This window comes from Streptomyces lycii (genome assembly GCF_009735685.1).
GTDB classification, from domain to species: Bacteria; Actinomycetota; Actinomycetes; order Streptomycetales; family Streptomycetaceae; genus Streptomyces; species Streptomyces lycii.
In genome coordinates this window covers 1-14,317 of record NZ_WHPN01000209.1, presented here as the reverse complement: position 1 = coordinate 14,317, position 14,317 = coordinate 1, and the positions used below count along the sequence as shown (strand labels likewise).

Genomic DNA, 14,317 nt, shown 5'->3' with positions numbered 1-14,317 from the left:
CCCCCGGGCCGTCCGGCGCCTCCGCCGGGCAGCGCGCCACGGCCGGACAGTGCGCCACGGCCGGGCAGCAGGTGGCCGGGCAGCAGTCCGGCGGGCAGCAACGGAGCGGGCAGTGCGTCGAGGGACACGGGGCGGGAGAGCAGGTCACTCCCGTCGTACAGGGCGCACAGGTCACCCGAGACGTACAGGCCACTCGAGACGCACAGGCCACGCCGGACGTACACGCACCGGACGTACACGCACCGGACGTGCACACACCGGACGTACAGGTCACACGAGGCGCACGGGCCGTACGGACTCCCCGGGTCGCGCAGGACGCGGGCCGCACAACCGGACGGTCGGCCCCGGCCGGGCCGTCGGCCGGGACATCGGCCGTGGCGGCCTGCACCCACCCGGTCCCCGGCCTGCCGGGATACGCCCCGGCGCCCCCGTCGGCACCCGGCCGCGCCGTCGCCTCGTCCCGGGAGCCCCGGCCCGGCCCCCGACCGGGACCCACACCCGCCCCCGGGCCCGACACCGGCTCCGCACCCGCGTCCGCACCCCCACCCGCTACACCCGCGCGCCCCGTACCCGGTGAACCCCGCGGCACCGGCACCCGAACCGGCACCGGCCCGGAAGGCGTCGCCGCCCCCGGGCCTCCGGGCAAGACCGCACCACCCGCCGACGGACGGGCCGTGTCCCGACACCTGATGCCCCAACAGGCCCTCGACGCCGCACCCGGGGTCCCGGTCACCCCGCCCGCCGGCCCGGGCGGGGCCGCGCTCCGGGACCAGCAGGCCGCGTTCAACGCCGCCCAGCTCGCCATGGCCGTCCTCGACCACGACGGCCTCATCGTCGCCGCCAACCAGGCCCTCGGCGCCCTGTTCGGCTCCGACCCGGCCCAGCTGGCCACCGAGCCCGCCGCCGACCTCGTGGACCTCTGCCACGACTCCCGCACCTGGGCCGCGTACCGCGAGATCCTGCGCGGGCGCAGCGACCGGATCCGCTGCACCCGCCGGCTCAAGCAGCCCGACGGCCAGTCCCTCTGGGCCGAGGTCACGGTCTCCCCGCTGCCCGTCCCGCACGACGCGGGCAGCGGAGGCGGCGCGGCGCCGAGCCGGGCGCTGCTCTCGGTCGCCGACGTCACCGACCGCCGCGAACTCCAGGCCCGGCTCCGGCATCTCCAGATGCACGACCCGCTGACCCGGCTCCCGAACCGCGCCCTCTTCTTCGAACGGCTGTCGGGCGCCCTGGAGTCGGCGGCCTACGACCGTACGGGCACGGGCCGTATCGGCATCTGCTATCTGGACGTCGACGGCTTCAAGGCCGTGAACGACACGCTCGGCCACCGTGTCGGCGACCAACTGCTCTGCGCCATCGCCGGCCGGCTGGCGTACTGCGCCGACCAGGCGGGATACGGCCGCCGCGGCCACCATCTCGTCGCCCGGCTCGGCGGTGACGAGTTCGCCGTCCTGGTCGAGGAGTCCACCGGCACCGAACAGCTCGCCGAGCTGGCGCGGTCGCTGCTGCACGCGCTCCAGCAGCCGTTCGACATCGCCGGGCAGCGGCTGTCCCTGTCGGCCAGCATCGGCGTCGTCGAGCGCACCGCCACCGGGACGACCGCCACCGGTCTGATGCAGGCCGCGGACACCACGCTCTACTGGGCGAAGGCCGACGGCAAGTCCCGCTGGACCCTTTTCGACCCGGAGCGCAACGCACACCGGATGACCCGGCAGGCACTGGCCAGCACGCTGCGTCCGGCGATCGAACGCGGTGAGTTCGTCCTGGAGTTCCAGCCGCTGGTCGGCATGGGCGAGGGGGCCGTGCAGGGGGTCGAGGCGCTGGTGCGGTGGCGGCATCCGCAGTTCGGGACGCTGGGCCCGAACCGGTTCATCCAGCTCGCCGAGGAGGAGGGCGCGATCGTCCAGCTCGGCCGCTGGGTGCTGGCCGCCTCCTGCCGGCAGGCACGGCAGTGGCAGCTGGAACACCCGGACACGCCGATCTTCGTGAGCGTGAACGTCGCGGTGCGCCAGGTGTGGGACTCCGATCTCGTGGCGGACGTTGCGGGGATCCTCGCGGAGACCGGGCTCCCGCCGCACCTGCTGCAACTGGAGCTGACCGAATCGGCGGTGATGGGCTCGGCGGGGCGTCCCCTCCAGGCGCTCCAGGCGCTCAGCGGCATGGGCGTCTCCATCGCGATCGACGACTTCGGCACCGGTTACTCCAACCTCGCCTATCTCAGCCGCCTGCCGGTCTCCACGCTGAAGCTGGACGGATCGTTCGTTCAGGGCTTCCGGGACGACGAGCACCCGAACCCGGCGGACGAGACCATCGTCGAGGCGCTGGTGGACCTGGCGCACCGGCTGGGCCTGAAGGTCACCGCGGAGTGCGTGGAGAGCGCGCAGCAGGCGGAACGCCTGGCCCGTATCGGCTGCGACACGGGCCAGGGCTGGTTCTACGCGAGGCCGCTGGCGGCGGAACAGGTGTCGGCGCTGCTGAGCGGCTGAGCGGCTGGGCGGCCGGGCGGCCGGGCGGCCGGGTGCGGGCAGGGACGGGGCCCGGGCCAGGCCGGGCACCGCGTGCAGCGACGGGCCCGGGCAAGGCCCGGGCGCCGAGCGACGGGCCCGGGTCAGGCCGGGCGTGGGGCTCCGTCGACGGCCGGAGCGTGGGCGTCCGCGCTCCGTTCCGCCCCGCGGAGGTCCGCCGCGCACCGGCCCGTCGTGCACAGGTCCGCCAGATAGGCGGTGACGTCGGCCGGGTCGTGCGTGGCCAGGCCGAGGTAGCCGTCCGGCCGGACGAGGAACAGGCCGCGCTCCGCGTAGGCGGCGACGGCGTGCCCCTCGGCGTCGCGGAGCCACCGGGCGGCTCCGCCGCCGCCCGCCCCTCCCGCGCGCACCGCTTCGCCGGCGCCCGCGCCCACGCGCACCGCATCGTCCGCGCCCGCGACGTGGAAGGAACGCAACGGCACCGTGCACCCGTGCGGCCGTACGGGCGTCCCATCGCCCGCATCCGCGCCGAAGGCCAGCAGCGTGAAGTGCGGCCCCCGGAGGCGTCGAACAGCCGGTACGGCGTGCCGTCGGCGGCCAGTACGGGGGCGTCGGGGGCGCGGTCACCGGCGCACAGGACACCGTCGCCCGCCCCGCGCCGCTCCCGGCTCAGCGGTCCGCCCCGGTAGCCGATCCCCAACTGCTGGGTCTCGGCGCCGCGTCGTTCGGGCCCTCCGCCGTCCCGGGCCGACCGGTGCAGCCGGGTGCTGAGGCCCAGCACGTCGGCGGCGATCGGGCGCCGCTCCGTCTCGTAGCTGTCGAGCAGTTCGTCCGGGGCACCGTGGCGCAGCACCAGGCCGAGCTTCCAGCCCAGGTTGTACGCGTCCTGGACGCCCGTGTTGAGTCCCTGGCCGCCCACCGGGGAGTGAACGTGCGCCGCGTCGCCCGCGAGGAGGACCCGGCCGTCGCGGTAACGGTCGGCGAGCGCGGCCCGGGCGCGGAAGTCGGAGGCCCACGTGACCTCGGCGACCTGGTCCGGGCGCAGCGGTGTGCGGGCCGCGAGGAGCCGGCGTACGCCGTCGGGTGAGGTGTCGGGGACGGCGTCCTCGTCCGCGTACCGGGCGGTGAGCTGGAACTGGTCCGTCCCGGCGAGCGGGCAGAGGGCCAGCATGCCGCCTTCGGCCTGCGGCCACACGTGCCAGTTGCCGCGGTCGGTGCCGGGTCCCCGGCCGGTCAGCCGCACGTCGGCGACCAGCATCGGGGCCGGGTCGACGGTTTCCCCGTTCATGCCGGTGCCGAGCAGACCGCGGACCGTGCTGCGGCCGCCGTCGGCGGCGACGAGGTAGGCGGTGCGCAGCTCGGCGGTCCGGGGCGCGCCGCCCGGACCGGACGGGGCGCGGCCTGTCACGGTCACGGTCACCCCGTCCGCGTCCTGGCGGAGCCCGGTCAGCTCCGTACCGAAGCGGACGCTGCCGCCCAGCTCCAGCAGCCGCTCGTACAGCAGTTCCTGGGTGCGCCACTGGGGCAGCATCCAGCCGCCGTAGGGTGCCTGCGGGGTCGGGCCCATGGGCTCGTTGAGGTCCCACTCCCGGCCGGGCCGGTCGCCGTCCCAGGTCAGCATGCGCGGATACGGTCCGCCGGCGGACAGCACGGCGGGCAGCAGCCCGAGGTCGTCGAACACTTCCTGGGTGCGGGGCTGGAGACCCTTCCCGCGCGAACCGGGGAAGAGCGTGCCGGACCGCTCGATCACCTGGACGGGCACGCCGCGCCGTACGAGGTCGACGGCCAGGGCCAGTCCGACGGGCCCGGCACCGGCGACGAGCACGCCGGTGCCGTCGCCCGCCCCGGCCCATTCCTTAACGCTGTTAAGTTCCATGCCGCGAGGATGCCCTTAACGCTGTTAAATCGTCAAGGCGGCCGGTCGATGCGGCCGGATTTGCGGAGGACTCGGGGGCAACGCGGCCCGGCGGTGCGGCGGTGCGGTGAGCCCGCCCGGGCGCACCGGGCCCCATCGGGTACAAGCGCCGGGCCCCACCGGGGACAAGCACCGGACCCCACCGGGGACAATGAGCGCATGGCGACCCGACTGGACCAGGCCCTGGTGGTGGACACCGCTCTGCGGCTGCTCAACGAGACCGGCCTCGACGGGCTGACCCTGCGCAGGATCGCCAAGGAACTCGACGTCCAGGCGCCCGCCCTGTACTGGCACTTCAAGAACAAGCAGGCACTGCTCGACGCCATGGCGACCGCGATGATGCGGCGCATGGTCGCGGAGGCGGACACGCTCGCCGCCGGCCCGTCGGCGAGCTGGCAGCAGTGGATCACCGACGCCTGCCGGACACTGCGCGGGACCCTGCTCGACTACCGCGACGGGGCGAAGGTCTTCAGCGGCTCACGCTTCACGGACACGACACACGCCGGGCCGTTGGAGAAGTACCTGCGCTTCTTCCGCGACAGCGGATTCACGGTGGCGCAGGGGGTCAACGCGTACACCACCGCGTACCACTTCACCATCGGCTTCGTCATCGAGGAGCAGGGCATGCGCCCGGGCCCGGACGGGCGCCGCGGAAACTTCGACCTGGCCGAACGGGAAGCGTGGCTGGCCCCCGACCATCCGCTGGCCGCCGAGGCGGGGTGGGAGCTGTTCGGCAACTACGAGGAGCGGTTCGAGCTGGGGCTGCGGGCGATCGTGGCCGGCCTGGAACACACGCTGCGGTCTCCCTGAACGGCCCCTCGCCGCCCCGCCCCCGGCCGCCGGACTTCCCCTGCTCCGCCCCCGGCCGCCGGACTTCCGCCAAGCCGCGGCGGCGGAGCGGGACGGGCCGCCGATACCGAGCCGGGACGGGTCCGCCGTTCCGGAGCCGGGACGGGTCCGCCGATACGGTGCGGGGACGGGTCCGCCGCTACGGTGCGGGGACGGGTCCGCCGCTACGGTGCCGGGGCGGCGGGTCCGCCGAAGCGGTGCCACTCATGTCGGCACACGGGGACCGCTCCGCCCGTCACCGCTTCGGCCAGTGCCACGCCGGCTCGTCCAGCATCCCCTCGCGCCCGGCCACCAGCGTCTGCCCGAACTCCTTCACCAGCTCGATCGTGTTGAGGTCGATGCCGTGGCCCGCCGCGCCCTTCGCCAGGGCACGGGCCAGCGGTTCGGCGTGGGTGACCACGACCATCTGGGTGCGGGGCGCCGCCGTGAGCATCAGGTCGGCGAGCGGCGGCAGCAGGTCCGGATGGAGGCTGGTCTCCGGCTCGTTGAGCACGAGCAGCGCGGGCGGGCGCGGGGTGAGCAGGGCGGCGGCCCACAGCAGATAGCGGAGCGTCCCGTCGGACAGCTCGGCCGCGCCGAGGGGACGCAGCAGACCGTGCTGCCGCAGCAGCAGTTCGAACCGTCCACCACTCCGGCCGCCGATCTCGACGCGGCTGCCGGGGAACGCCGCGTCCACGGCGGCGTCCAGCGCCTCCGCGTCACCGGTCTCGCGGATCGTCTGGAGCGCCGCCGCCAGGTCCGAGCCGTCGCCGCTCAGCACGGGTGTACGGGTCCCGACCTGCGGCGTACGGGCCGGGGCGTCGGCATCGGTGCGCACATGGTCGTAGAACCGCCACGACCTGATGTGCTCGCGCAGCCGCAGCAGGTCGGGGGCGGTCTCGGGGTCGGCGGACTCGCTGAGCATGCTGTCGTACGGGCGTATCTCCCCGGCCGAGCGGTGCCAGCCGCCGTCCGCCGCACGCGTGCGCACCGATGGCCCGGCACGCTCGGACAGCAGGGCGGCCGGCCGCAGCACCGGACCGGACCAGGTGGCCTCGCGCTTGATCTCCGGATCGCGGTCGAAGAAGGAGTCCGCGGGCCGGGGGTGCCCGAAGTCGACGGCATACCCGAACTCGTCGCCGGAGAAGCCCAGCCGGAGGTTGACCGGCTCGCTGCGGACGGTGCCCTGCACGGCGTACCGCCCCTCCCGCACAGCGCGTCCGACCTTCTCGGGGCCCGCCCACAGCGTGGACGGCATACCGCCCTCGCGCGCCAGCGCGGCGACGGCACCGCCGCGCGCGGACGCGGCGAGCAGCCGCAGCGAGCGGTACAGGCTTGACTTGCCCGTGCCGTTCGCCCCGGTGACGACGTTCAGCCGGTCCAGGGACACGACGAGATGCCGCAGGGACCGGTAGTTCTCGACGGCGAGCGTGCGCATCATGTTCCGGAGTCTCGCATCCGTCACTGACACGACCCGGCGCGGCGGCACGGGCGCCGGACGGCCCGGAACCCTCTCCGCACCGGGACACCGGCGGGCCCCCGGCCACCGGGAAGTCACGTGCAAGACCGGACCGCTGAACGGCCGAACGGCGGAACGGCGGAACGGCGGACAACCGACCACCACCACGACGCCGGATCCGCGCGAAAAAGCAGGGCGGGCGCCCCGCAGACAGGGATCCGCACGGCCCGCAACAGGGGCACGGAGGCGCCGCCCGAGCCCTGCGGGGCCGGATGAACCGCCCCCCTGCGCCGGCTCCGCACCGCCCGGCACGGGAGCCCCCAACAGACCGTCTGACCTGGGTTTTCACTCCTCCCCCGACTAAAATCACCGGAGACGGAGGGGGACTGGATGGACCGGAACATACGCTCGGTCGACGACGTACTGCGGCTCCTGGACGGGCTGTTCACGCCGGAGGCGGACCGGTGGTCGGCGGACGGCTCGGCCTGGTGGGACGGCTTCTACGCGGACCGGCAACGGCCGGTGCCGTTCTTCGCCGCGAAACCGGACGAGAACCTGGTTTCGTACGTCGGCCGGGGCCTGGTCGCCCCGGGCCGCGCCCTCGATCTCGGCTGCGGCTCCGGCCGCAACGCGGTTCGTCTCGCCGCACTCGGCTTCGAGGTCGACGCCGTCGACCTCTCACCAGTGGCCGTCGCATGGGCCCGGGACCGCGCCCGGGAAGCCGGGGCCTACGGGATCCGCTTCCACTGCGGTGACGCCTTCGCCCTCGCCCCGACCGCGCTCCGCGGGCCGTACGACCTGGTCTACGACTCCGGCTGCTTCCACCACCTGCCCCCGCACCGCCGCGTCAGCTACCTGGCGCTCCTCGATCGCGCGCTGGCCCCCGGCGGCCACTTCGCCCTCACCTGCTTCGCGGCCGGCGCGATGGGCTCCGAACTGCCCGACGCCGACTTCTACCGCCGAGAACGTCCCGCGCTCGACGGCGGGCTCGCATACACGCCCGATTCGCTGCGCCGCATCTTCGCCGACCTCACGGAGATCGAACTGCGCCGCATGCACGACGAGCCTCCGCAGTCACCGCACTTCGGCGAACCGTTCCTGTGGACGGCCCTGTTCCGCCGACAGGCCACGCCGTAGCGGGCCCACAGCACGGCAAGCCCTTCCCGCCGGAACCCACCGCACACCGCGGAGACCCGGACCGCCACGTGGTCGCGGCCTGACTCGGTCCGTGTGATCTCCGACCCGGCTGCGCCCCCTCGACGATAGAGGCGCCGCTCGGCAGTCGTGCTCCTGTCCGCTGCCGACCGCGGCTGCTCCTGTCCGCTGCCGATCGCGGCGAGGAATGATCCTCAACCGGGGGCCCAACGGCTCCGCTACCGGACGCCGCCACGGGGCGGGATCAGGCCGGGTCGGACCCAGGTTGGGTCCGGCTCAGGCCTGACTGGGCTCCGGCTGGGTCAGGCTCCGGGACCGCCCGGCAGCCCGTACGCGTCCGCGATCAGTTCGTACGAGCGCACCCGCTCCGCCGCGCCGTGGGCGTTCGCCGTCAGCATCATCTCGTCGGCGCCCGTGCGCTTCGCCAGCCCGTCCAGGCCGTCACGGACCTGGTCCGGGGTGCCGTGCACGATGTTCGTCAGCCACTTCTCCACGAAGTCCTGCTCCAGGCCGTTGAACGAGTACGCCTCGGCCTCCTCCGGAGTCGGCACCAGGCCCGGGCGGCCGGTGCGCAGCCTGAGCATCGAGAGGGCGCCGGTCATGATCTGGCGGCGGGCCTCCCGCTCGTCCTCCGTGGCGAGCGCCGCGACACCGATCATGGCGTACGGCTCGTCCAGGATCTCCGACGGGCGGAAGGACTCGCGGTAGAGGTCGAGCGCCGGAATGGTGTTCTGGGCCGAGAAGTGGTGCGCGAAGGAGAACGGCAGCCCGAGGGTGCCGGCCAGCCGGGCGCTGAAGCCGCTCGATCCGAGCAGCCAGATCTGCGGACGGTCGGTGGACTGGACACCGCCGGCCGCGGTGGCCTGGACCGGGCCGGGCACGGCGTGGATGCGGCTGTACGGGTGGCCGTCCGGGAAGTCGTCGTCCAGGAACCGGGTCAGCTCGGCGAGCTGCTGCGGGAAGTCGTCGGCGCCCTCGTTCAGCCGGTCCGTACGGCGCAGAGCGGCGGCCGTCGCGCCGTCGGTGCCCGGGGCGCGGCCGAGGCCGAGGTCGATCCGGCCCGGGGCGAGGGCCTCCAGGGTGCCGAACTGCTCCGCGATGACCAGCGGGGCGTGGTTCGGCAGCATGACGCCGCCCGAGCCCAACCGGATGCGGTCGGTGTGCGCCGCCAGGTGGGACAGGATGACGGCCGGGGAGCTGCTGGCGATGCCGGGCATCGAGTGGTGCTCCGCGACCCAGTAACGGTGGTAGCCGCGGCGCTCGGTGGTACGGGCCAGCTCGACGCTCGTGCGCAGCGCGTCGCCGGCGGTGGTGCCGCTGCCGACGGTGGCGAGGTCGAGCACCGACAGCGGGACCGGGGCGGTCCCGCGGGCCGTGCCGCGAATGGGGTCGTCGTGCCGAGTGGCCATGCGGCCTGCCTCCCTGGTCGTCCTGGTCCGAGTACCGGACCAGGCAACCGGAGATGTGCTCCGCTTATTCCCGGCGGGGCTCTTCCGCGCTCGCGCCGTGCTTCCCGACCGGCGTCCGTTGTACTTGCCGACCGGCGTCCGCCGTCTTCCCGACCGGCCCGTGCTCGTTCCTCCCGGCATCCTTTCCGTACGTCGGCGTGCTCCCGGCACCCCGTACTAGCCCACCAGGCTGAACAGCCGTCCCAGAGCCGGGCAGTGCGGGGCCGGGTGGTCCAGCAGCCGCAGACCCTCGCGGGCCGTCACCTGGTTCGCCGTGAGCACCGGCTTGCCCAGCGCGGACTCCAGCTCCGCGATGTACGCGGCGGAGTGCAGCGCCGTGTCGGGCAGCAGCACGGCTTCCGCGTCCGGGTGGTCGCCCGCCCGGGCCAGCGCGAGAACCTCGTCCCGGCCCCAGGTCCCGACCTCGGCGGCCGTGATGATGCCGCTGGCCCGCCGCGCGACGACCTCCGCACCGGCCGTCTTGAGGAAGGCAGCGAAGAGTTCCGCGACGTCGTCCGGGTAGGTGGCCGCGACCGCCACCCGCTCGACGCCGAGGTCCTCGATCGCGTGGGCGAAGGCGAAGGAGGTGCTGGACGCGGGCAGCCCGGCCACCGCCGAGAGTTCCCGCACCTGTTCCCGGGCGCCGCCGTAGCCGTAGACGAAGCTCGCACTGGTGCAGGCCCACACCACGGCCTGCGCCCCGAGCCCCTTGAGGTCCGCGACCCGCGCGGCGAGGCGGGCCGCCGAACCCATCTCCAGCAGGGCGTCGACCCGGTGGGCGTCCTCGCCGATGTCGGTGTGGACGAGTGGCAGCCGGACGCCGGGCCCCGTGGTGTCCCCGGCGGCGTCGGCCAGCATGGCCTCCAGCCGGGGGTAGTCGTCCTCGGCCGAGAACCCCGGGTAGAGGAATCCGACGGTCGGGGTGCTTGTGGCCCCGGAGGGCGCGGTGGCCGCGTCCGCCGCCGTGCGCCGCGTCGTCACACTGTCCGCCATATCGCCTCTTCCCTCGTCTTTCGTCGTTCTATGGCCTTCTGGATCGTTCTACGCCGTTTCGCTGCGTTCTGCTTACTTCTGTGCTCTGCACTCTGTGCTCTGCACTCTGTGCTCTGTGCTCTGCGCAGCTGTACGGCGTTCCACATCGCTCCCGACGCGTGTGCGGGCCGGCGGCGGCCCGCCGGGCCGGGCCCTGTCGTCCGGGGAGTCGTTACGGGCTGCTGCCCGCCCCGGCCGCCCCGGGCCGCAGCCGTCAGAGTGGTGCCGGCCCCGCCGGATCGTCCGGGTACGGCGGTACGTCCATGCCGTCGGCGGCCTCCGACTCCGCGCCCGGCAGGCCCGGCGCGGATCCCGCGAACGCCGCCTCGGGTTCGCCGCGCCCCTCGCCGAGCGGCACCCCGCCCCCGTAGGAGACCGGAGCGTCGAACGGCACGCCCTCCCCGTACGGGACCGGATCCCCGAGCGGCACCCCGCTCCCACAGGCGACCGGACCGTCGAGCGGCACCCCGTCCCCGTACGGGACCGGATCCCCGAGCGGCTGCCGGCCGGCCGGGCCGTCCGGCTCCCCCGGTCCCGCGTCGAGCGCGTCCATCGGGTCCGGGGGCGCGGGCGGCAGCGGCACCCCGGGGGCGTCCGCGGGCGGCGGCTCGGCGTTCCCGGAGGACATCGCCGCCGGTCCGCGCCTGGCCACCGGGTCCAGCAGGGCCTGGTAGGGCCCGACCGCGCGTTCCCCGATGCGGCGCAGCGCCGCCCACATCGTCACCTGGTTCGCCGACAGCACGGGCATCCGCAGCTCGGCCTCCAGCTGGGGGATCGCGTCGTACGTGGCGAGGTTGGTGCAGCTGATGAAGAGCGCGTCGGCCCGTCCGACCACCGCCTGCCGGGCCATGTCGACCACGTCCCGGTACGGCACCTTCCAGATGTGCCGGGTGAGTCCGAGGAAGGCCCGGCCGGTGACGGTGATGCCGCCCTCGGCGAGGTAGTCCTCCAGTGACTGGGTGACCGACCACGTATAAGGGGTCACCAGGGCGATCCGCTCGGCGCCGATCTCGTGGAGCGCGTCGAGGAGCGCGCCGGAGGTGGTGAGCGCCGGCACCTCGCCGGACTGCTCCATCGCCGTACACATGGCCCGCTCCCCGGCGATGCCGCCGACGAAGCTGCCGGAGGAGCAGGCGTAGGCCACGACTTCGGGCTTCACCGCGCACAGCGCCTGGGTGGCCTGCTGCAGTGTCTCGTGCTCGCTGACCAGCCGTGCCAGGCCGAGGCTGACCTCGACCGGCACGAAGGGTGTTCGGGTGAGGTGCAGGGACACCTCGTCGGGGACCCAGCGCCACAGCTCCCGGTCCAGCGCGAAATCGAAGGGTGCTACGACGCCCACGCCGCGCTGCGGCTGTGGGCCACCCAGAAAAGAGACGTCCATTTCAAGCCCCAATACCGAACGGAGGGCTGGGCCGACGAGGGCCGCAGGAAACGAAAGCCGGAGCACGCCGGGACGTCGGGACACATGCCTGCACAGGCCCGAGAAGTTGCCTGTGTTGACGAAGGTAGTTTCCGCTCCCTAGCGTGGTCAATCCCACTTCTCGTGCTGTTTTTTCTGCTGCCTCTTCAGCCAAGCGGATCTACGTTTCGAAATGGTTTCCCACCCATGACCGATAGCACCTTGCTCGTCTTCGGCAGCGACCCCGCACCGCGGCTCGACCGGCTCTCCGGCCGGGCGCGTGTGGTGTTCGCCGACGAGGACTCGCTGCCCGGCCTGCTGCCCTCCGCGGACGCCCTCCTCGTCTGGGACTTCACCTCCGACGCGGTGCGTGACGCGTGGCCGGGCGGTGGTCCGCGGCCACGCTGGGTGCACACCGCCAGCGCGGGCGTGGACCGGCTGCTCTCGCCGGAGTTGACCTCCTCCGACGTGGTCCTGACCAACGCCCGCGGGGTCTTCGAGCAGCCCATCGCGGAGTACACCGCCGGCCTCGTGCTGGCCATGGCCAAGGATTTCCACGGCACCTGGGAACTCCAGCGGCGGAAACGGTGGCGGCACCGGGAGACCATGCGTCTGGCGGACAGCCGTGCGGTGGTCGTCGGGTCCGGTCCGATCGGCCGGGCCGTCGGGCGTACGCTCGCGGCACTGGGTGTCTCCGTGGAACTCGTCGGACGCACCGAACGGGAAAACGACAGCGAATTCGGCCGGGTGCACGGCAACGCCGCACTCGAAGATCTTTTGCCTTCGGCCGATTGGGTGATTAGTGCCGCCCCGCTCACGGAATCCACCCATGGCATGTTCGACGCGAGACTGTTCGGCCTAATGCGGCCGACCGCCCGTTTCCTCAATGTCGGGCGCGGCCCGCTGGTCGTGGAGCGGGATCTGGCCGCCGCGCTGCGGAAGGGCGCCCTGGCCGGGGCGGCTCTCGACGTATTCGAGCACGAGCCGCTGGCCGGGGACAGCGAGCTGTGGGACCTGCCCGGGCTGCTCGTGTCGCCGCACATGAGCGGCGACACGGTGGGCTGGCGGGACGCGCTGGCCGATCAGTTCATGGACAACTTCGACCGGTGGGCGGCGGGAAAACCGCTGCTCAACGTCGTCGACAAGCGGCTCGGTTATGTACCGGTGCCCTGAGCGGACCATGGAGGGTTCGATGACCTCGCTCTGTGAACTCACGGCGACGCAGCTGCTGGCGGGCTACGCCGCCGGCGACTTCTCCCCCGTCGACGCCGCCCGCGCCGTGCTCGACCGGATCGAGGAGATCGGCCCGGCCGTCAACGCCTTCGTCCGGGTCGACGCGGAGGGCGCCCTGGCGCGGGCCGCCGAATCGGAGGAGCGGTGGCGGCGCGGCGAGCCGGCCGGGCTCGTCGACGGCGTGCCGGTGTCGGTGAAGGACATCCTGCTGCTGCGCGGCGCGCCGACGCTCAAGGGCTCCGCGACGGTGGACGAGCACCCGCCCGGCGGCTGGCCGGAGGACGCGCCGTCGGTGGCGCGGCTGCGCGAGCAGGGCGCGGTGTTCACGGGCAAGACGACGACCCCGGAGTTCGGCTGGAAGGGGGTCACGGACAGCCCGCGGCACGGGGTGACGGTGAATCCGTACGATCCGCGGCGCACCGCGGGCGGCTCCAGCGGCGGCGGCGCAGCGGCGGTCGCGCTCGGCGCGGGGCCGCTGACGCTGGGCACGGACGGCGGCGGCTCGGTGCGGATCCCCGGTTCGTTCTGCGGGATCTTCGCGTTCAAGCCGACGTACGGGAGGGTGCCGCTCTATCCGGCGTCCGCGTTCGGGACGCTGGCCCACGTCGGACCGATGACGCGGGACGCGCGGGACGCGGCGCTGCTGATGGACGTGATCTCGGGCCCGGACCCGCGGGACTGGTCGCAGCTGGGCCCGGTGACGCGGAGCTTCCGGGACGCGCTGGCGGCCGGCGCGGAAGGGGTCACGGGGCTGCGGGTGGCGTACAGCCCGTCGTTCGGCGGCCGGGTCGCGGTGCAGCCGCGGGTGGCGGCGGCGGTGCGGCACGCGGTGGACCGGCTGGCGGAGCTGGGGGCGCGGGTGTCGGAGGTCGATCCGCCGCTGGCCGAGGACCCGGTGGAGGCCTTCCACACGCTGTGGTTCAGCGGGGTGGCGCGGGTGGTGGAGCCGCTGGACGCGGCACGGCGTGAGCTGCTGGAACCGGCTCTGCGCGAGGTCTGCGCGCAGGGCGAGGGGTACAGCGCGCTCGACTACCTGGCGGCGGTGGACGTACGGATGGCGCTCGGCCGGGCGATGGGCGACTTCCACGAGACGTACGACCTCCTGGTCACACCGACGATGCCGGACACCGCGTTCGAGGCCGGGGTGGAGGTCCCGAAGGGTTCCGGCCACGAGCGCTGGACCGGCTGGACGCCCTTCAGCTATCCGTTCAACCTGACCCAGCAGCCGGCCGCGACCGTGCCCTGCGGCACGGACGGCGACGGGCTGCCGATCGGGGTGCAGCTGGTGGGCCCGCGGCACGCGGACGCCCGGGTGCTGGCGGCGGCGCACGCGCTGTACGAGGCGGGGGTCCCGGCGGCGGTGCCGCCGCCGACGGGCATCTG

9 protein-coding genes and 2 pseudogenes are annotated in these 14,317 nt (G+C 74.0%); 5 read left to right on the top strand and 6 right to left on the bottom strand.

The genetic code is table 11. From position 1 onward, the window contains the following. Positions 1–224, bottom strand: a 224-nt coding sequence (locus GCU69_RS08630) for a hypothetical protein (RefSeq protein WP_156205559.1), incomplete at its 3' end; no start/stop codon positions are given. A gap of 465 nt (positions 225–689) precedes the next feature. On the opposite strand from GCU69_RS08630, the gene GCU69_RS08625 reads away from it, so the two are divergent. Continuing rightward, entirely contained in the window at positions 690–2,486 is a 1,797-nt protein-coding gene (locus GCU69_RS08625; protein ID WP_098752038.1) for a putative bifunctional diguanylate cyclase/phosphodiesterase, read from the top strand. A gap of 224 nt (positions 2,487–2,710) precedes the next feature. On the opposite strand, the pseudogene GCU69_RS08620 reads toward GCU69_RS08625, so the two are convergent. Further along, a pseudogene (locus GCU69_RS08620) lies at positions 2,711–4,341 on the bottom strand (FAD-dependent monooxygenase); the annotation flags it as partial. A gap of 198 nt (positions 4,342–4,539) precedes the next feature. On the opposite strand from GCU69_RS08620, the gene GCU69_RS08615 reads away from it, so the two are divergent. Next, on the top strand, positions 4,540–5,190 hold the full coding sequence (locus GCU69_RS08615; RefSeq protein ID WP_156205558.1) for a TetR/AcrR family transcriptional regulator C-terminal domain-containing protein: 651 nt from the start codon (positions 4,540–4,542) through the stop codon (positions 5,188–5,190). A 274-nt stretch (positions 5,191–5,464) separates the two neighbouring features. On the opposite strand, the gene GCU69_RS08610 is transcribed toward GCU69_RS08615, so the two are convergent. After that, a complete protein-coding gene (locus GCU69_RS08610) occupies positions 5,465–6,649 on the bottom strand; it encodes an AAA family ATPase (RefSeq protein WP_098752035.1) in 1,185 nt (394 codons plus the stop codon). A 408-nt stretch (positions 6,650–7,057) separates the two neighbouring features. Here GCU69_RS08610 and GCU69_RS08605 point away from each other — a divergent pair, with 408 nt between their 5' ends. Beyond that, complete coding sequence (locus GCU69_RS08605; protein WP_156205557.1) at positions 7,058–7,804, top strand: class I SAM-dependent methyltransferase; 747 nt, start codon at positions 7,058–7,060, stop codon at positions 7,802–7,804. A gap of 320 nt (positions 7,805–8,124) precedes the next feature. Here the strand turns inward: GCU69_RS08605 and GCU69_RS08600 are convergent, their stop codons facing one another. From GCU69_RS08600 to GCU69_RS08590, 3 genes and pseudogenes are all read right to left on the bottom strand, one after another. Continuing rightward, positions 8,125–9,231, bottom strand: coding sequence for an LLM class flavin-dependent oxidoreductase (locus GCU69_RS08600; RefSeq protein ID WP_098752033.1), 1,107 nt, complete (start codon positions 9,229–9,231; stop codon positions 8,125–8,127). A gap of 216 nt (positions 9,232–9,447) precedes the next feature. Then, a complete protein-coding gene (locus GCU69_RS08595; protein ID WP_170315809.1) occupies positions 9,448–10,263 on the bottom strand; it encodes a maleate cis-trans isomerase family protein in 816 nt (271 codons plus the stop codon). Positions 10,264–10,795: 532 nt separating this feature from the next. After that, positions 10,796–11,683, bottom strand: a pseudogene (locus GCU69_RS08590) (maleate cis-trans isomerase family protein); the annotation flags it as partial. 225 nt (positions 11,684–11,908) lie between these two features. Here GCU69_RS08590 and GCU69_RS08585 point away from each other — a divergent pair. Together GCU69_RS08585 and GCU69_RS08580 are read left to right on the top strand one after the other, a co-directional pair. After that, positions 11,909–12,874 (top strand): D-2-hydroxyacid dehydrogenase, encoded by a 966-nt coding sequence (locus GCU69_RS08585; protein WP_098752032.1) that lies wholly within the window; start codon positions 11,909–11,911, stop codon positions 12,872–12,874. Between the two features lie 19 nt (positions 12,875–12,893). Next, on the top strand, positions 12,894–14,317 hold a 1,424-nt coding region (locus GCU69_RS08580; protein WP_098752031.1), incomplete at its 3' end, for an amidase.